Below are 17600 nucleotides of genomic sequence, written 5' to 3' on the forward strand. Positions count from 1 at the left end.
GGAAGTTGCTGGATGGGCTTGGCACCGCCATCGCCGGCAAGCCCGCTCCTGCAACAGCCCGTTCGGCGGGCTATTTCGGGTAGAGCGGCGGCAGTCCGCTGTCACCCACCGGGTCCTGCACCCGTTCGGCCGCCGGGATGGCGCGGATCACCCGCCACAACTCCTCGCCCTGCCAGTGCAGGCCGGTTTCGCTGTACAGCGCACCGTTCAAGCCATCCAGCGCATCGGACAGCGGCACGAAGCGCGCGGCCATCTCGGCCAGGGTTTCCGGCTGCTGGCGGGCCCAGGCGTCGAGGGCCTGGCGTGTGGCCTGGGGGTCGTTGGCCAGGCATGTGCGCTTGAGATCATCGAGCAGGGTGCGCGGGCTCGGACCGGTTTGCGCGGCGCGGTGTACCGCCGGCTGCGAGCGTGCCCGCCACCAGAGGCCGAAGCCGAGCAGGGTGGTGCAGGCCAGCAGCACGGTGCTGAGCTTCCAGATCCACAGGCTCGCCGCATCCGCCGCGATGTTACCTGGCACGCTGCTCACCGGTGTGTCCACCGCCAGGCTCGGGTTGTTGACCACCTGCAGGGTCCGCGCCGGCAGGCTGCTGCGTTCCATATGGTCTTCGTGGGTGTTCCACCAGACCACCGTCACCGCGGGCAATTCGAAGCTGCCGCTGTGGGTCGGTACCAGCGCCTCGCGCTCTTCACGGCTGCCGATCAGTCCGCGTTCGCTGTTCTGGTTGCTCAATTGCGGCTGGTCCGGGTAGCGCCGCAAGCCATTGACGGTGGTCGCCGGCAGCGGTGGCAACTGGGCGCTGGACAGGCCTTCGGCCTTGACGGTGAGGCTGCGGGTCAGGGAATCGCCGACCTGGCTGTGCTCGGGCTCCGGGCTCCAGCTTTCACTCAGGCTCAGGCTGCGGGCCGGTAGCCAGGGAATATCGGCAGGCCAGGTCGAGGGCTGCGGCTTGACGTCGAGGGTCATCTGCGCCGAGCTGACATGAATCAGCTTGCCGGGCTTCGGGGCGGTCGCGACCTGGCCCTGGTTCTGGCCGACGTCCACCAGCGTCGCGCTGAACACCTGCGCGGGGATGGTCAGTCTGCCGCTGTGCTGCGGGTAGAGCGCATAGCGCAACTCGATGACGCCATGGCGTACGCCATTGATCAGCTTTTCGTAGGTGCGCGATTCACCCAGTTGCTCGATGCGCACATCGCTGACCTGCAAGGGGCTCAGGCTGCTGTCGTCATACAGCGACACCGAATGGTAGATGCGCAGGGTCAGCACCGACTGGGCCTGGACGTAGACGCTGTCCTGGTCGAGGCTGGCCTCGATGTACACCGGCGCCAGGCTGTTGGCCGCGTCCTGTTCCTCGCTCTGTACCACTTGCAGGGTGATGGGCTGGCTTTTCAGTTCGCCCAGTTGCAATGGCGGGATCACCACGCTGCCGTTCAGTTTCGGGGTCAGGGTGATGATCCAGCGCGTGGTCGCCTGCTTGTCGCCGCCCAGGGTCGTCAGCTGGTTGACCTGGCGCGTACCGCGCACCTCGAACTGGCTGGTCAGCGGCTCCAGGTCCGGCTTGCCGAACTGGGTGACATCGCTGGATTCCAGGGTCAGTTCCACCGACTCGCCGGAATTCAGGCGCGTGCGGTCGACGCTGGCGACCAGGCCATCGGCGTAGGCCGGCAAAATCCCGCACAGCAGCCACAGCAATAAAACGGAAAAGCGGGTGGTCATCGGGTCTTGTCCTGATGGAGCTGTTGTTCGTACCAGAATTTGCGCCGCAGCAGTTCGCCCGGATCATCGGGGATCTGCCGCAGCCATTGTTCGAGGGCCTGGCGCTGCTCGCCGTCGATATTCTGCGAGGCATTGCGCAGAGGTGGCCGGGTGGTCTGCTCGTCGCCCAGCTCGCTGCCCGGCACGTCATTATCACCTGTCGGCGAGGTCGTGGTCTCGGCTGATTCCGTGCCCGAGGGCGAGGTGTGGTCCTGGGGCGTCGCGGTGCTGTTGCTCTGCTGGCCGGGAGGCGCGTCGCCGGCCTGCGCATCGTGGGCGCTGGCAGGCGGTTCGCCGCCGGTTTCCGTGGTGTCGGCGGGCTTGTCCGCTTCCGTCGCTGCCCGGGCGCGTTTTTCCTCGAGCATCTGCTCCACCAGGGCCTTGTTCCTCAGCGCCGGGCGCAAGTCCGGCTGACGCTCCAGGGCCTGTTCGTAGGCGTCCAGGGCGGCATCCAGCTCGCCGCTGCGGGCCAGGGCATTGCCGCGATTGTAATGGGCATTGGCATCGTCGCCCTCGGCGAACTTGCGCGCGGCGGCCACGTAGTCGCCGGCTTCGTAGAGGGCCAGGCCCTGCCACTGTGGGTCGTCGAAGTGCCTGACCGCCTCCAGCGGGCGCTGCTGTTCCAGCAAGCGGAGGCCCTGCTGGTCCGGGCGCAGCCATAGGTCGCTGAACTCGAAGGCCTGGCTCGGCTGCGGGAACAGGAAGAACAGCGGCAGGCAGAACAGCCAGCCGCGCCGACCGGCACAGGCGGCCAGCAACAGCAGGGGCAGTAGCAGCCAGTAGCCCTGGTCGGCCCAGCTGTCGAGCTGCACGACCTGGCCGTCGTCGCGCAAATGCCGCGGGCCGTCGAGCAGGCCCAGGCCGCGCAGGTCGCTCTCGTCCAGGCGTGCCTGGCGATAACGTCCACCGACGTCGCCGGCAAAGGCCTTGAGGCTCTGGCCGTCGAGGCGCGGGACATGGATCGCACCCTGGGCATCCTTGAGGAAACCACCGTTTTCCTGGACGACCGGTGCCCCGTCACGGGTGCCGATGCCGAGGATCAGCAGGCTGTGACGCTGGCCGTCCAGTGCCTGGCGAATGCCTTCGCGTTCCTGTTCGCTGAGGGAGGAGCCGATCAGCAGGAGGCGTCCCTGGCCCAGCGCGCCGCGTTCGAGCAGGGTCAGCGCCTTGACCACGGCCAGATCGGCACGATGGCCCTGCTGGGGCATGATCGACGGCTTCAGGGCGTCCAGCAGGTTGCGGCTGGTGGCCATGTCATCGGACAGCGGCACCAGCGTGTGGGCACTGCCGGCATAGACGATGATCGCCGTCTGCGCATCGCTGCGGGCCCGCAGCAGGTCGAACAGCTTGCGCCGGGCCTGCTCCAGGCGATTGGGCAGGACATCGGTGGCGAGCATGTCCGGGGTCAGTTCCAGCAGCACCACCAGCGGGTCCGAGGGTTTCTGGGTCGATTGTTCGACCCGCTGCCAGCCGGGCCCGAGCAGCGCCAGCAAGGCCAACGCCCAGCCCAGCCCGAGGGCGATCCACGGCAGTTTGCTCTCGCGCCCGCTGCCACCACCGAGCAACACGCGGTGAAAGGCCGGCGGCAGGATCATCTGCCAGCGTCCGGCACGTTTCTGCCGATGCCAGAGTTGCCACAGCAACCAGCCGAGCAAGGGCAGGAGCAACAGCCACCAGGGGCGGAACCAGTGTGGCCAGAGTGCTGACCAGAATTCGGCGGTCATCGACGCCTCCGCAAGCGCAGGCGTTTGAGACGCTGGCGCCATTCCGGGTGCTGCGGCAGAAAGCGGCGGCGCGCCAGCCAACGCTGGAGCGGATTGTCCGGCCAGTGCTCGCGGATCACCAGCAGCACGCTCAACGCCAGGGCCATGGCCAGCGGCCAGTGATACAGGGCGCGGGCGGGGCGGGCCTGGGTCGGTTGCTGGGCCACCGGTTCGAGTTTGTCGAGGGTGCTGCGGATCACCAGCAGCTCATTGCCGTCGCGGGCGCGGAAATACTGGCCGCCGGTGATCTGGGCGATTTCCTTGAGGGCCGGCTCGTCCAGGTCCATGCTCGGGTTCAGTCCCAGCATGGACAGGCTGCCGCTCTGTTCCGGATCGGCGCCGATGCCGATCGGGTAGATCTTCACCTGTTCTTCGGCTGCCAGGCGGGCGGCGGTGATCGGGTCGATCTCGCCGCCGTTGTTGGCACCGTCGGTGACGAGGATCAGTACCCGGCTCTGTGCCGGTCGCTGGCGCAGGCGCTTGAGGGCCAGGCCGATGGCATCGCCGATGGCGGTGTTTTTCCCGGCGATGCCGATCTTCGCTTCGTCCAGCCAGATCCGCACGGTGCGTCGGTCGAAGGTCAGGGGCGCCTGGACATAGGCCTTGCTGCCGAACAGGATCAGGCCGACGCGATCGCCTTCGCGGCCTTCGAGAAAGTCGCCGAGCAGGTGCTGGACCAGGCTCAGGCGGCTGACTTCCTCGTCCTGCCAGTGCATGTCGGGAAACTCCATGGAGCCGGAGACATCCACCGCCACCAGCAGGTCGCGACCACTGGCAGCGATCGGCAGCGGTTCGCCGAGCCATTGCGGGCGTGCAGCGGCCACCAGCAGCAACAGCCAGAGCAGCAGGAAGGGCGCCTGCTGGCGCCAGCCCGGCAGGTTGATCCGGGCGCGACGGCGGGCAAGGGTTTCGAGATCGGCGAGAAAGCTGATCTTCAGTGCCGCTTCGCCGCTGTCGGCCACCGGCAGTAGCAGGCGCAGCAGCCAGGGCAGCGGCAACACGGCGAAGACCCACGGCCAGGCGAACTCAAACATGTTTGCGAATCCACGTGTCGATGGACTGGCTCAGGCCGGCGATGGCCTTGTCGTCGAGTTTGCATTCGGGCTTGTAGGCGCCTTCCACCAGCACCATCCAGCGCGTCAGTCCGGCGGCCGGGCAGCGGTTGTCGAGAAACGCCAGCCATTGGCGACCGTTGAGGGTATGGCTCTGGCTGTAGGGGTAATCGTTGCGGCACAGGCGCTTGAGCAGGGCGTTGAGCTGTTGCAGCCAGGCGCCGGCCGGCGCGCCGTCATAGGGCTTGGGCAGGCGCGCGAGTTCTTCCAGTGCGGCCAGCCGCAGCGGGTCCAGTGGCTGTTCGGCGCGTGGCAACGGGCGCTTTCCCGGCAACCAGCGCCGCAGGTACCAGAGGCCGACGCCCAGCAGCGGGAGCAGCAGCGCCAGCAGCCACCAGCCCGGCGCCGGTGGCCAGAACCCCTGGACCGGCGGGCTGATCAGCGGCTGCAACTGGTCCAGGCCGCTCATGGCTGTTTCCCCGGGCGCTGCGGGTTGAGGTATTCGCGTAACTGTTCGACCATTTCGCTCTGGGTGCTCAAGGGCATCAGCAGCACCCGCAGTTTCTGCGCCAGCAACTCCCAGCGGGCCACCCGCGCCTCGCCCTGGGCACGATAGGCCTGGCGCAGCTCGGGGTTCAGGGTGTCGAGTTCCAATTGCGCGCCGCGCTCGGAAAAGCGCAGCAGGCCGGCGGCGGGCAAGGCGTGATCGAGCGGATCGGACACCGGCAGCATGAGCAGGTCGCAATGACGTGAGAGCAGGCTCAGCTGTTGTTCGGCGGCATCGGTCAGCGCCCGTTCGTCACAGATCACGATCACCAGGCTGCCCGGACGCAGTACTTCGCGCGCCCGGATCAGCGCCAGACCGAGGGCATCGCGGTCCGCCGCGGTTTCGGTATGCAGCGACTGGTTGACCCGCACCAGTCGGTTGAGCAACTGCAGCAGGCTCTGCTTGCTGCGCCGGGGCTTGATCTCGTAGTGCTCGTTGTCACCATAGACCAGCCCGCCGACCCGGTCGTTGTGGCCCAGGGCGGCCCAGCCGATCAGGCTCGCGGCCTGGGCGGCGAGCACCGACTTGAAGGTCTGTCCGGAGCCGAAGAACAGTTGCCGGCTCTGCTCCACGAGAATGAAGATCGGCCGCTCGCGTTCTTCGTGGAACAGCTTGGTATGGGGTTCCTGGGTGCGCGCGGTGACGCGCCAGTCGATGGTGCGCACATCGTCACCGGCCTGGTAGACCCGCACCTGGTCGAAGTCCACCCCGCGCCCACGCAGTTTCGAGTGGTGCAGGCCGATCAGCGGGCTGCGCTGGCTCGGCGTCGAGAACAGTTGCACTTCGCGCACGCGATGGCGCATCTCGATCAACTCGGCGAGTGTGGTGCGGATGCCGGGCTCGGCGGGTAGGGGGGTGATCATTGTCGGGGTCAGGCGACGGCGACGACGTCGAGAATCCGCTGGACGACCCGGTCCTGGTCGATCCCCGCCGCTTCGGCTTCGAACGACAGGATGATGCGGTGGCGCAGCACGTCGAACAGCACTGCCTGGATATCTTCCGGGCTGACGAAGTCGCGTCCGGCCAGCCAGGCGTGGGCGCGGGCACAACGATCGAGGGCGATCGAGCCGCGCGGGCTGGCGCCATAGGCGATCCATTCGGCCATTTCCGGGTCGAACTTGGCCGGCGTACGGGTCGCCATCACCAGTTGCACCAGGTATTCCTCCACGGCATCGGCCATGTACAAGCCGAGGATTTCCTTGCGGGCGGCGAAGATCGCCTGCTGGCTGACCCGGCGCTCGGGCTTGGTTTCGCCGTTCAGTGCTTCGCCACGGGCCTGTTGCAGGATCCGCCGTTCGACGGCGGCATCCGGGAAGCCGATCTTGACGTGCATCAGGAAGCGGTCGAGCTGGGCTTCGGGCAGCGGGTAGGTGCCTTCCTGCTCGATCGGGTTCTGGGTCGCCATCACCAGGAACAGCGGGGACAGTTCGTAGGTGCTGCGCCCGACGCTGACCTGGCGCTCGGCCATGGCCTCGAGCAGGGCCGACTGGACCTTGGCCGGGGCGCGGTTGATTTCGTCCGCCAGGACCAGGTTGTGGAAGATCGGGCCTTGCTGGAACACGAAGCTGCCGGTTTCCGGGCGATAGATCTCGGTGCCGGTGATATCGGCGGGCAGCAGGTCGGGGGTGAACTGGATGCGATGGAACTGCGCTTCGATACCTTCGGCCAGCTCCTTGATGGCCTTGGTCTTGGCCAGGCCGGGGGCGCCTTCGACCAGCATGTGACCGTCGGCCAGCAATGCGATCAGCAGGCGCTCGATCAGCTTTTCCTGGCCGAGAATCTGCGCTGAGAGAAAGGTTCGCAGCGCCAGCAGCGCTTCACGATGTTCCATCGATGAGTGTTCCTGGAGAGGGTGGCCGACGGCATTCGAATAATGTCGTGGCTGGGGGCGTTACTTTAATCCATCGGGGGTGGTGGCGACTAACGGCTATGGGGATTTTTATGGATTTTGAAGAAAAGTCCTACGTTGTTGAGAAACATATCCTGTAAAAGGCCCCGCCCTGTCACTTTCGGCAGGGGCGGGACCCTGCCGCTCTCCGGTTTATCGGGCCAGGGCGCAGCCATAGTCCTGGATCTCGCCGGCGGAGCCCAGGTTGAAATCGCCGAGGCTCAGGCGGTTCGCCAGCAACAGCAGGTCACCGCCGGGCGCGACCACCAGGGCCAGGCCGTAGCGGGACATGCTGTCATCCTGCTGGCGGACATAGTCGCCCAATACCTTGAACGGGTTTTCCCGAGCCAGGTCCTGGCCGTCGAGGCGTTTCGCCAGGTATTCATGTCCATTCAGCCTGGCGCCCAGCGGCTGCCAGTCGCCGGTGACCTGTGCGCCATGCTGGTCCAGCAGCGTGCGAACCTCGGGACGCAGGCAGGCCAGGTGGATATGCAACTGGCCCTGGGAACGGCCATACCGGGAGTTGACGGCCAGCGACAGGAACTCGTCCTTGATCGGCTTGCCCGCTTCGGCGGCCAGGCGCCCACGTTGTTGCCAGGCATTGGCGAAAAACGCGTAGGCGTTGTCTTCGAGCAGCAGCGGGCTTTCGATACCGGTGATCCGGTCCGTGGGAATGGTCAGGTCATGCAGGGGCCCCAGGCGATCCTTGAACAGGACATAGTGCTGTTCAAGGTCCACCACCAGGCAAGGCGCGGGATTCTGCGTGTTGCGCTGATCGGGCACGCATTGCTGGCTGACAATCCGCCACAGGGCGTTGCCGTTGCCGTGCCCCCAGATCAGCCATGGCACCACCACCAGTACCGCTGCGATCACCAACAGCGCCAAGACTTTAAGCCACTTGCTCATTCAGGGTTCCTGATCAGAAATAAAAACCGGAGCACTCTAAACCAGTAACACTCCATTTTTATGTCTGTGCCGATCAGGGATGTTTCAGGCCAGCGGGGAATGCTCAGCCCAGTTCGCTGATATAGGTGCCGGTGCCGTCGAGGATGTTTTTCAGCGTCAGCTCGACTTCCGCGAGGTCGGAAGCGGCGGTCGCGTGCAGGATCTCGAGGTGATCGTCGCCATTCAAGGCATCGGCATCGCCGGGGGCGATTTCGATCAGCAGGCGCGTGGCACTCAAGGTGACCTTGACGCCGTCGAGGGTGGAAGGCTCGCCATCGAGGGTGATCTCCAATTCATCCTCGTCGGGATAGCGGGTCATCAGGAACATCTCCCCCTTGTCGCTATGGCAGCAAAGCATGGCCATGTCGTCTTCTTCATCGTCGCAAGGGTTGGCGATGAGATGGGCGGTACTGAGCTGCATGGCGGAGTGTCCTGTCTGGGCGGGGAAGTGGCGGTATTTTGCCTGCATTCGGGATATTTTTCAGGAACAGGTGATTGCAAGGCTTGAATCGGGCCCTGGCCTGGCTTCGACGGATGATCGGGCCATGTAGGATATTTCCTGGCGCAAACTTTATTGATTCCATATTGGCTTCGGATTTCTCGTATATACCTGTCATTTCTGACAGTAGACGATGTCATCCGAAGTCTTGATAATCGTCGCCAAGCCGAGTTCCAGCGTTGTCCGGTTCAAGATTTTTCATAAATCTTATGGCGGAGGAATAAGGCCTTGAAAGTCTCGATCCTGATGTGCACCTACAATGGCCAACGTTTTCTGGCCGAACAGATCAATTCCTTTGAGCGTCAAAGTCACTCCAACTGGAGTCTGGCTGTTTCTGACGACGGTTCCCATGATGCGACGCTGGCGATAATCCAGGATTGTGCCAGTAGTTGGCCAGTAGAACGCCTTAAAGTATTTTCCGGTCCGAGACAGGGTTTTGTCGCCAACTTCCTGTCATTGACCTTTCGTCCTGAAGTTCAGGCGGATTTTTATGCCTGGTCGGATCAGGACGATATCTGGAATGAAGACAAGCTCGAAACGGCACTGATGTGGCTGCAAGATGTTCCTTCTCACGTACCGGCGCTTTATTGCGGGCGCACCCAGTTGATCAGTGAGTTGGGAATAGGCGCCGGCCAGTCCCCCAGGTTTTGTCGGCCGCCAAAGTTCGCCAATGCGTTGGTACAGAGTATTGGTGGTGGCAATACAATGGTATTTAACCATGCTGCCCGAGAACTTCTACGGGAGGCGGGTTCCCATATATCCATCCCTTCCCATGACTGGTGGGCCTATCAACTGGTATCCGGTGCCGAGGGCGGCGTGGTCTTCTACGACCCGCAACCCAAGACCCTCTACCGTCAGCACAAGGCCAATCTGGTCGGCAGCAATGCCGGTTGGTGGGCTCGTCTTTATCGCGTGCGCATGCTGGTGCACGGCCGTTTTCATGAATGGAACAGACAGAATATCCGTGCGCTGGAGCTGATGAGTCATCGCTTGAACAAAGAAAGTGTCGAAGTGCTTTCGAGTTTCAAAAGTGCCAGGGAACAACCTCTTTTTCATCGGCTTGCCGGTATCAGGCGCTCCGGTGTGTACCGACAGACGCTCGGTGGCAATCTCGGATTGATGTTCGCGACCTTGATCAGAAAAGTCTGATCACTCGTTACAGGCGCGTTGTTTTTGGCTGTTTTCTTAAGGCCGGTTTCTTGCTTTTTCATATCAGGAGTGTCGATTGAATGTATGAGATCACGGACGACGATAGGCGTATGCCGGGAACCAGGTTGGGTGGCCGCGCATTGCAAGGTCTCGCTGGAGGGCTGTTCTGATGTCCTCTGATGTTGCGATTTGTGCCGAGGGCCTCAGTCATTGTTATACGATCTACAACAAACCCAGTGATCGGCTGTTGCAAATGTTGCCGTTGGGAAAAAATTGTCGCCATAGAGAATTCTGGGCACTGAAGAATCTCTCTTTCGAGATAAAAAAGGGCGAAGCCGTTGGTGTTATCGGTAAAAAAGGGGCCGGCAAGTCAACTTTGTTGCAACTGATTTATGGGACCTTGAGCCCGACCTCCGGAGTTCTCCGTGTGCAGGGACGTGTTGCGGTATTACTGGAGTTGGGGGCCGGTTTCAATGCCGAGTGCAGTGGGCGTGAAAATATCTATATGGCGGCTTCGCTGTATGGATTGAGTCTTGAGGAAATCAATCTGCGCTTTTCCGCGATAGCCGCGTTTGCCGATATTGGTGGGCTTATGGAACAGCCCCTCATGACCTACACGAGCGAGATGTGCGTGCGCCTGGCTTTTGCGGTGAGTGCTCACGTGGATGCCGATATTTTGCTGGTCGACGAAACACTGTCCCTGGGCAATGCCGGTTTTTTGCAGAAGTGCATGCATTTCATGCATAGGTTCAAGCAAGACCATTCGCTTGTTTTTGTCAGTCACGATATGGATGCGGTCATCAGTCTGTGTGATCGGGTGATCTGGCTGGAGGGTGGGCAGGAAAAGCAGGTGGGTCCATCCAGGGCGGTCTGTGAGTCTTACCTGGACGATGTATCTGGCTCGATGAAAACCGAACAGGGGTCGTCTTCGGACGTTCATGGCGATGGGCGCGATACTCCGCAGTGGCGTGACCTGCACGCCGGCACGATCAAGTCGCATGATCTGGAAGTCTCCCGGTTCGACCCGCAGGCTCCTGGCGCGCAAGCATTTGGTGGGGACGAGGCAAGGATCGTCGACGTCAGACTCAACGATGCTTCGGGTGTCGGCGTGACCTGGATGCTGGCTGGCGAGCGTGTGACGCTCGAAGTCAACGCACAGACGTCCATTGTTCTGCAAAGCCCCATTATCGGTTTTTTTCTCAAGGATCACTTGGGGCAGACCCTGTTCGGCGACAACACCTATGGCTATCAGGTCGGTCGGGAGCGTGCAGTGCCTGCAGGTTCGACGTTGTTGGCCAGGTTCGAATTCTCCATGCCATGGCTGGCCAAGGGAGACTATGTCATCCAGGTCGCCATCGCCGACGGCGAGCAACATGATCACAAGCAACTTCACTGGTGCCACGAAGCACTGTTGATCAGGTCGAATCACGATCCTGTCGCGAGCGCAATCAATGGCATTCCTCTTATCGATAAAAGTCTCGATGTGACGGGCCGGTAAGCGGCCCTATGCACCGAGTCCCGGGGTTTCCAGGCAGGAGTCTTTATGAAAGTGTTGGTTGATGCAATCAATCCCCATGCCAGACGCCCGGCAAGTCTGCGAGAGCTGATTGCCAGCGTATTGCGCAATAAACAACTGATCTGGCAGATGACGAAGAGAGAGGTGGTCGGGCGCTATAAAGGTTCCACGATGGGCTTGGCGTGGTCGTTTTTCAATCCCGTTGTCATGCTGCTGATCTACACGTTCGTTTTCTCCGAAATATTCAAGGTTCGCTGGGGCGGCACGGGTACCGAGGACAGCAAGACCCAGTTTGCAGTCATATTGTTCGTCGGAATGATTGTTCAAGGGATCTTTGCTGAAGTTTTCACCCGGTCACCGGGATTGATTGTCGCCAATGTGAACTATGTCAAAAAAGTGGTTTTTCCCTTGGAAATACTTTCCGTCATAGCGATGGGCACTGCATTGTTTCACGGAGTTGTAAGCCTTCTTGTGCTGTTGATTGCGTTCTTCGTGTTCAATGGTTTTGTTCATTGGACGGTTGTATTTATGCCGATCGTTATTTTTCCCTTGATTGTCCTGATACTGGGATTTTCTTGGTTTCTGGCTTCATTGGGTGTGTTTGCGCGGGACACGGGACAGCTTGCGGTGATCATTACCACGGTCCTGACATTTTTATCCCCGATATTTTATCCGATCTCCGCGGTGCCCGAAGGGTTCAGGCCATGGATGATGGCCACGCCCCTGACTTTCATCATCGAGCAGTCCAGGGCGGTGCTCATATGGGGGCGAATGCCTGACTGGTCTGGCCTGGCCCTCTATATGTCGGTGGCAACGGCTTTCGCCTGGGCGGGTTTTGCCTGGTTTCAGAAAACGAGAAAAGGTTTCGCCGATGTCCTATGAGCAGATTGCCATACGGGTCTTGAATGTCAGCAAGCGCTATGAAGTCTATAGGGCACCCCTGGATCGCTTGAAGCAGTTTGTCCTGCCCCGTATCGGATTTCGCAAACAGGAGGGCGCTCCTCATAATTATTTCAATGAGTTCTGGGCGCTGCGCAATGTTTCCTTTGAAATCAAGCGTGGCGAAACCATTGGCGTGATCGGTCGTAATGGCAGCGGGAAGTCCACATTGTTGCAAATGATCTGTGGGACGCTCAGTCCCACCGGTGGAGAGATAGAGACACGTGGTCGGGTTGCCGCTTTGCTGGAACTGGGGTCCGGTTTCAATCCCGAGTTTACCGGGCGCGAAAACGTCTATTTGAATGCCGCAATCCTGGGTTTGACCAAGGGAGAAATAGAAAGCCGCTTTTCGGATATCGAGTCATTTGCCGACATCGGGGATTTTCTGGATCAGCCGGTAAGGACCTATTCCAGCGGCATGCTGGCGAGGCTGGCTTTCTCGGTCGCAGTCCAGGTTGATCCCGATATTCTGGTTGTCGACGAAGCGCTCAGTGTCGGCGACATGGCTTTCCAGGAGAAGTCCTTCACGCGGATGAAAAAAATCCGTGAAGGCGGTACCTCTATCCTGTTTGTCTCGCATTCCACGCCGGCGGTTCGCAATTTCTGCGACAGAGCCATCTGGCTGGACAGGGGAAGTGTCCGGGCAATCGGTGAGCGTCAGGGCGTATGTGATAGCTATCAGGCGGAGATGGAACAGGCGATTCGCCAGGGCAATGCGCCCTTGCAAGCCCCGGAAAGTGGAAAACCGCCGGTTTCAATCTTCAAACCGAAAGCCAGGACAATCGCGATCGAGTCGGTTGTCGCTGATAGACAAGTTTACAAAATGGGCGATGAAATACGTGTTGAAATAAAATTGCGGTTTGCCGGTGTACCGCCTGTATATGGTATCGGCCTGATCATTTATGACGCTGACGAGAAAGTTGTGACAATTTTCAGCACCCTGAGAGACGATATATTTTTCTCTCAAGCCAATGAGAGCGTTTCTCTGGTTGTCAGGAATAATAATTTTGTTCCTGGATCTTATCGTGGCGTGCTCTCTGTTTCGGATGAGCATGGGATGTTCTCATACGACAAACTGGAATCGTGCTTTAAGTTTGATATCAAGATGGAAAGAAGCACGCGAGGCTTGGCAAAAGTCGACGGTGTGTTGAGGTCCGATCATGAGTGGACCAACAGTGCCTGTTGGGAGCTCAATAGCAGCGAACGCTTGTGGATACGGCCCGGGCTGCCGGCGAAAGCTGATTGTCGAGTACCGCTGCTGGTACTGCTCCGGGTGCGCAATGAAGAGCTTGTTCTCCCGGATACGCTCGATCACCTCTCGACGTTCGCTGATTATATCTGTGTCTATGAAGATGCCAGCAATGATGGCACCCGTGAGTTGTTGAAAACGTGCGAGAAGGTTGTATTGATCGTGGAGAACGATCAGTGGCAGTCCGGCGCCGATAATCGACTGTTGTCTGAAACCCGACATCGGGGATTATTGCTGGAAATGGCACGACGGCATTTCGAGTTTTGCTGGTGCATGTGCTGTGACGCGGATGAACGATATATCGGGCGCATCCGGGAGTACGTGACATCATCATTGGATTGCAAGCCCGAGGCAGTCAGGGTCCAGCTGTTTGACGCCTATATGAGTCGAGGAGATGACGCTCCGTATATGCCGGAAACACCACTCTTGAATTTCAGACGCCTGTTTGGCGTGGAGCGGCGGGACATACTCATGCTCTGGCAGAATCGTGAAACGGTGAAGTTTGTCGGGTTGGATGCCAGGGAGCCCGTGGTCACTGGTCGTATCGATGTCAATTTTTTCTGCCAGCATTACGGTAAAAGTCTTTCGTATGAGCACTGGGATGCCACCTGCGACTACTACAGTACTCACTTTCCTTGGGTGCCCTATGGGGAAAAATGGTCAAAGCGCAAAGGGCGGGCGCTTCATGAACTGTCTGATTTTGGTCGTGAGTTACAGGCGTGGAGTGGTGCGCTATTCGAAAACTCAATAAAGATCAACTGATATGAAATGCACTGAATTCAAGGGGCAAAAGGCGCTGGTCGCGTGTTCCCGATTGGTGGATTTTGCGGGTGCCGAGATGGCAACCCTGGAAGTTGCCGCAGCCTTGGCGGACCTCGGGTATGAGGTTGTGCTCGCGGCGATGGAGGTGGGTGGTTTCATCGAGGCCGAGCTGAACGCGAAGGGGCTGTATTTTGTCGATCTTTCCGTTGTCAGTCTGGCCGACAAGGACTTTGACCTTGTATGGGTCAGCCATTATGTGGTGGCGTATCATTTATTGGTGCGTGACCGGATTTCGGCCAGGCATGCTTTCTATTCTTCCTTGTCTCATTTCGAACCGCTCGAAACACCGCCGCTGCCGAATATACTTTTTTCACAGTACCTTGTTCATTCTCAGGAAAATTTCGAGCATTTTTCCGCGCGCTATCCTCACCTCGTTGACCGTCTCGGTATTTTTCCCAACGCCGCACCCGCAGAGTATTTTGAGGTAATCAGGCATTCGGCCCGGCCCGAACTTCGGTCCATAGGGATTGTTTCAAATCATGCTCCCGATGAAGTTCTTGAACTGTTGGCATTGCTCGAAAACCGTGGCATCAATGTCGAGCTGATTGGCCTTCAGGGGACACCGAAAAGAGTGACCCCTGAATTGATCCGTCAGTACGACGCTGTCATCAGTATCGGGAAAACTGTGCAGTATTGTCTGGCTGCTGGTATCCCCGTCTATTGCTACGATCGTTTTGGTGGCCCCGGCTGGATTACCAGCAGTCATTTTGAGATGGCATTCGCAAAAAACTTCTCAGGTCGATGTACGCCCAGAAAGCTTTCAGCAGCCCAGATCATTGAAGAGATGGTCGCCGGGTACGAAGCGACTTTGGCGCAGTCCCGTTCGTTGAGGGATCTTGCTCTTGATCGGTTTTCGCTCAAGCGGAATTTGATAGCGGTTCTTGACCGGTGCAAGAGCTTTCCTTTGCTCAGGAAGTTTTCCAAAACTGAAATCGAAATATTGTCCAGGGAGTCAGAAGTCTTTCTGGCACAACGACGGGTGATAAAAAACTACCAACAGGCTGTCGCTGAACGCGATGCCCGACTGGCAAACATCAACCCATCTGAAGCTGAGCAAGACGTGGTGGATAGGGATGTGAACAAGGTATTGATCGCACGTGAAGCCCAAGTCGAACTCTTGAATACCGAACTCTCGAATTGTGTAGGTCGGGTGGCCCGGTTGGAGGGGGAACTCGAGAGCTGTTCTTCCAATATGGAAACATTCAACATGACCCGGGCGGATTGGGAAGCCAAGCTGGCCGCAGCCCCTGTTCGCACGGCAAAACAGGAAGAAAAGGCGCCTCATGCCAATCTGGACTCCAAAGGACAGCGAGCGCGGCTGGCAGTTTCCAATGGCTTGCTTTATGAGCAAGAGGCCAGGATCGCCCGGCTGAGTGACGAATTGGCCTTGGCCAATCAGGAGCTACAGGATGCTTCATATTCCAGGAGGCAAGTGACGCAGGAGTCGACTCGGCGGATTGCCGAACTTGAGAGACTGTTGGCGTTGTCGCGTCAAGAGTTGATGTCGACACTCGATTCGACCAGTTGGAGAATCACTGCCCCATTCCGGCGCCTTGGGGGGTGGTGCAGGCTGCAAGCGGCCTATATGAAGGTGCTACTGGATAATTCGGTTTTTGTATTGCGCCAGCAAGGTGTTGTGCCATTTGTACGCAGGGCAACCGGCTTTCTGCTGCGTTGGCGACAAAGGAAGACGGCGTCGCTGAAACTGGCGAGATTCAACAAGGCTGAAAGCTCCGTGTTGGCGGTGGATGCGCCTTTGGTTTCGTTTGTCATCCCTATCTATGATCGGGTCGAGGTGTTGCGTGAAGCGGTGAATTCGGCCCTGGCCCAGACGCAACAGGTCTTCGAGGTCATCCTGATTGCCGATGGTTCTCCCCCCCAGACCTTGGCGGTAATCGAGGAGTTTCGCGACAACCCATTGGTCAGGATCTTCAAGTTCCCCACCAGTTCGGGCAACGCTGTGCGAGGTCGAAACAAGGGGATTCTTGAAGCGAAAGGTAAATACATCGCTTTCCTCGACAGTGACGATATCGCTGCCGTCGATCGCCTGGAGGTTTGCCTGCCGGTCTTGGAAAGTGGCGTGGATGTGGTCTATGGCGGTTGGCGCGCGTTACTGGATGGCACTCGCGCAATCGATGGATTGGTCAATGGTCAGGTGGTCTATAGCCCCGATTGCAGCCTGGAGATGCTGGAGAAAACCTGCGTGCCTTGCCAAAGCACCGTCATGGTCAGGCGAGATACGCTTCTGCGCTGTGGGTTACTGAAACATCGGATGGAATACAGGGAAGACCATGAGTTATGGCTGCGGCTTGCCTATCATGGCGCGAAATTCAAGGCCATTCCCTATGTTCTCACCGATCTGCGCTTGCATGCCGGCAACAATGAACTGAACTTCAAGAACGACGATAGCCACTGGCAATCCCTGCTCAGGGACGAATACCGCAAAAAGGGGCCCAGCCCCAAGAAAATCGCCTTTCTCCTGGCCGGGTTGGGTATATCCGGGGGCGCAGCCGTCGCGCTGAAGCATGTCAGCCTGCTGCTTGACGAAGGTCACGATGCTTTCGTGATTGATCTTGGCGGACAGGGAGATATCGATTGGTATGGAAATCCTGCGATCCGCGTGTACCGGCTGAATGAGTTATCAGCCTGTGGGATTGATAACATCGACATGCTTTTTGCGACGTTCTGGACCACCGTCGAATGGCTTGAAAAAATTCCGGCTGGAAGAAAGCTGTACCTGGTTCAGTCGGATGAGCGACTTTTTTATGAAGATCCCGCATTGAAACGTCGCGTCGCACAAACCTATGGCAAGGATATCGAATATATCGGCATTGCGAATTGGATCGTTGATTTCCTGCGGGACGAGTTTGGGCGTTCGGTCGTTTATCTTCCCAATGGCATTGATGCTGCTCTGTTTTATCCGGATGTTCCGCTATCAGAAAAGAACCCGCAGTGCCCGCGTGTTCTGATCGAGGGGCCTGTTTCCGTTCCTTTCAAGGGGGTAGCGGATGCATACGCCGCGGTCAGCGAGCTCGATTGTGAGTTGTGGGTCGTCAGCAGTGACGGTGTTCCGGAGCCGCATTGGCGCGTCGATCGTTTTTTCCAGAAGGTCAGGCAGGAGGATATGCGCAGGATTTACTCGTCGTGCGACATTCTGCTGAAGATGAGCAGGATAGAGAGCTTTGCCTACCCACCGCTGGAGGCCATGGCCTGTGGCTGCTCCGTTGTCGTCATGGAGGTGAAGGGCGGGATTGAGTATGCGGTGGATGGAGAAAATGTGTTGAAGGTGGGCTCCGGCGACGTGTTGGCCGCGAGATCGGCTGTCAGGAGGCTGATGGATGACGATGGCTTGCGTGACAGGTTGAGAAATTCCGGCTTCAGGACGGTAAGGAACTGGAGCTGGGAGCCGGCAAGAAAGGTCTTGTCGCAATTGACCGAGTCCTGAGTCGATCAGGCACGCTTCTGTCCTGCTTCGGTC

General features: G+C 59.2%; 13 protein-coding genes and 1 pseudogene. 6 read left to right on the forward strand and 8 right to left on the reverse strand.

All coding sequences use genetic code 11. The features are described 5' to 3' along the window. Positions 1-70: 70 nt before the first annotated feature. The 8 genes from HX881_RS23100 to HX881_RS23135 all read right to left on the reverse strand — a co-directional run bounded on the left by HX881_RS23100 (position 71) and on the right by HX881_RS23135 (position 8369). Positions 71-1714, reverse strand: a complete 1644-nt coding sequence (locus HX881_RS23100; protein WP_177086774.1) for a BatD family protein — start codon at positions 1712-1714, stop codon at positions 71-73. Beyond that, complete coding sequence (locus HX881_RS23105; protein WP_177086776.1) at positions 1711-3477, reverse strand: tetratricopeptide repeat protein; 1767 nt, start codon at positions 3475-3477, stop codon at positions 1711-1713. Before HX881_RS23105 ends, HX881_RS23100 begins: the two co-directional genes overlap by 4 nt. Continuing rightward, positions 3474-4550, reverse strand: coding sequence for a vWA domain-containing protein (locus tag HX881_RS23110; RefSeq protein WP_177086778.1), 1077 nt, complete (start codon positions 4548-4550; stop codon positions 3474-3476). Before HX881_RS23110 ends, HX881_RS23105 begins: the two co-directional genes overlap by 4 nt. Beyond that, complete coding sequence (locus HX881_RS23115; RefSeq protein ID WP_017127863.1) at positions 4543-5037, reverse strand: DUF4381 domain-containing protein; 495 nt, start codon at positions 5035-5037, stop codon at positions 4543-4545. Before HX881_RS23115 ends, HX881_RS23110 begins: the two co-directional genes overlap by 8 nt. Next, the gene (locus tag HX881_RS23120; protein WP_017127864.1) at positions 5034-5978 is read right to left on the reverse strand and encodes a DUF58 domain-containing protein; all 945 of its coding nucleotides are present in this window, start codon (positions 5976-5978) and stop codon (positions 5034-5036) included. The genes HX881_RS23115 and HX881_RS23120 overlap by 4 nt, the downstream gene beginning before the upstream one ends. A gap of 8 nt (positions 5979-5986) precedes the next feature. Continuing rightward, on the reverse strand, positions 5987-6946 hold the full coding sequence (locus tag HX881_RS23125) for an AAA family ATPase (RefSeq protein WP_017127865.1): 960 nt from the start codon (positions 6944-6946) through the stop codon (positions 5987-5989). Positions 6947-7156: 210 nt separating this feature from the next. Next, positions 7157-7909 carry a CDP-diacylglycerol diphosphatase gene (locus HX881_RS23130; protein WP_177086780.1) on the reverse strand — a complete coding sequence of 251 codons (753 nt, stop codon included), beginning with the start codon at positions 7907-7909 and terminating at the stop codon, positions 7157-7159. Between the two features lie 103 nt (positions 7910-8012). Continuing rightward, positions 8013-8369, reverse strand: coding sequence for a hypothetical protein (locus HX881_RS23135; RefSeq protein ID WP_177086782.1), 357 nt, complete (start codon positions 8367-8369; stop codon positions 8013-8015). Between the two features lie 306 nt (positions 8370-8675). Here HX881_RS23135 and HX881_RS23140 point away from each other — a divergent pair, with 306 nt between their 5' ends. From HX881_RS23140 to HX881_RS23160, 6 genes and pseudogenes are all read left to right on the forward strand, one after another. Then, on the forward strand, positions 8676-9596 hold the full coding sequence (locus HX881_RS23140; RefSeq protein WP_281367731.1) for a glycosyltransferase family 2 protein: 921 nt from the start codon (positions 8676-8678) through the stop codon (positions 9594-9596). A gap of 169 nt (positions 9597-9765) precedes the next feature. Beyond that, positions 9766-11094 carry an ABC transporter ATP-binding protein gene (locus tag HX881_RS23145; RefSeq protein ID WP_177086783.1) on the forward strand — a complete coding sequence of 443 codons (1329 nt, stop codon included), beginning with the start codon at positions 9766-9768 and terminating at the stop codon, positions 11092-11094. Positions 11095-11139: 45 nt separating this feature from the next. After that, on the forward strand, positions 11140-11994 hold the full coding sequence (locus HX881_RS23150; RefSeq protein ID WP_017127871.1) for an ABC transporter permease: 855 nt from the start codon (positions 11140-11142) through the stop codon (positions 11992-11994). Continuing rightward, a pseudogene (locus tag HX881_RS32845) lies at positions 11984-12730 on the forward strand (ABC transporter ATP-binding protein); the annotation flags it as partial. The gene HX881_RS23150 and the pseudogene HX881_RS32845, both read left to right, overlap by 11 nt. Positions 12731-13156: 426 nt before the next feature. Next, entirely contained in the window at positions 13157-14062 is a 906-nt protein-coding gene (locus HX881_RS32850; protein ID WP_246356566.1) for a glycosyltransferase family 2 protein, read from the forward strand. Between the two features lies 1 nt (position 14063). After that, on the forward strand, positions 14064-17567 hold the full coding sequence (locus HX881_RS23160) for a glycosyltransferase (RefSeq protein WP_246356556.1): 3504 nt from the start codon (positions 14064-14066) through the stop codon (positions 17565-17567). Positions 17568-17600 lie beyond the last annotated feature (33 nt).

This window comes from Pseudomonas gingeri, assembly GCF_013386115.1.
Lineage (GTDB): Bacteria > Pseudomonadota > Gammaproteobacteria > Pseudomonadales > Pseudomonadaceae > Aquipseudomonas > Aquipseudomonas gingeri.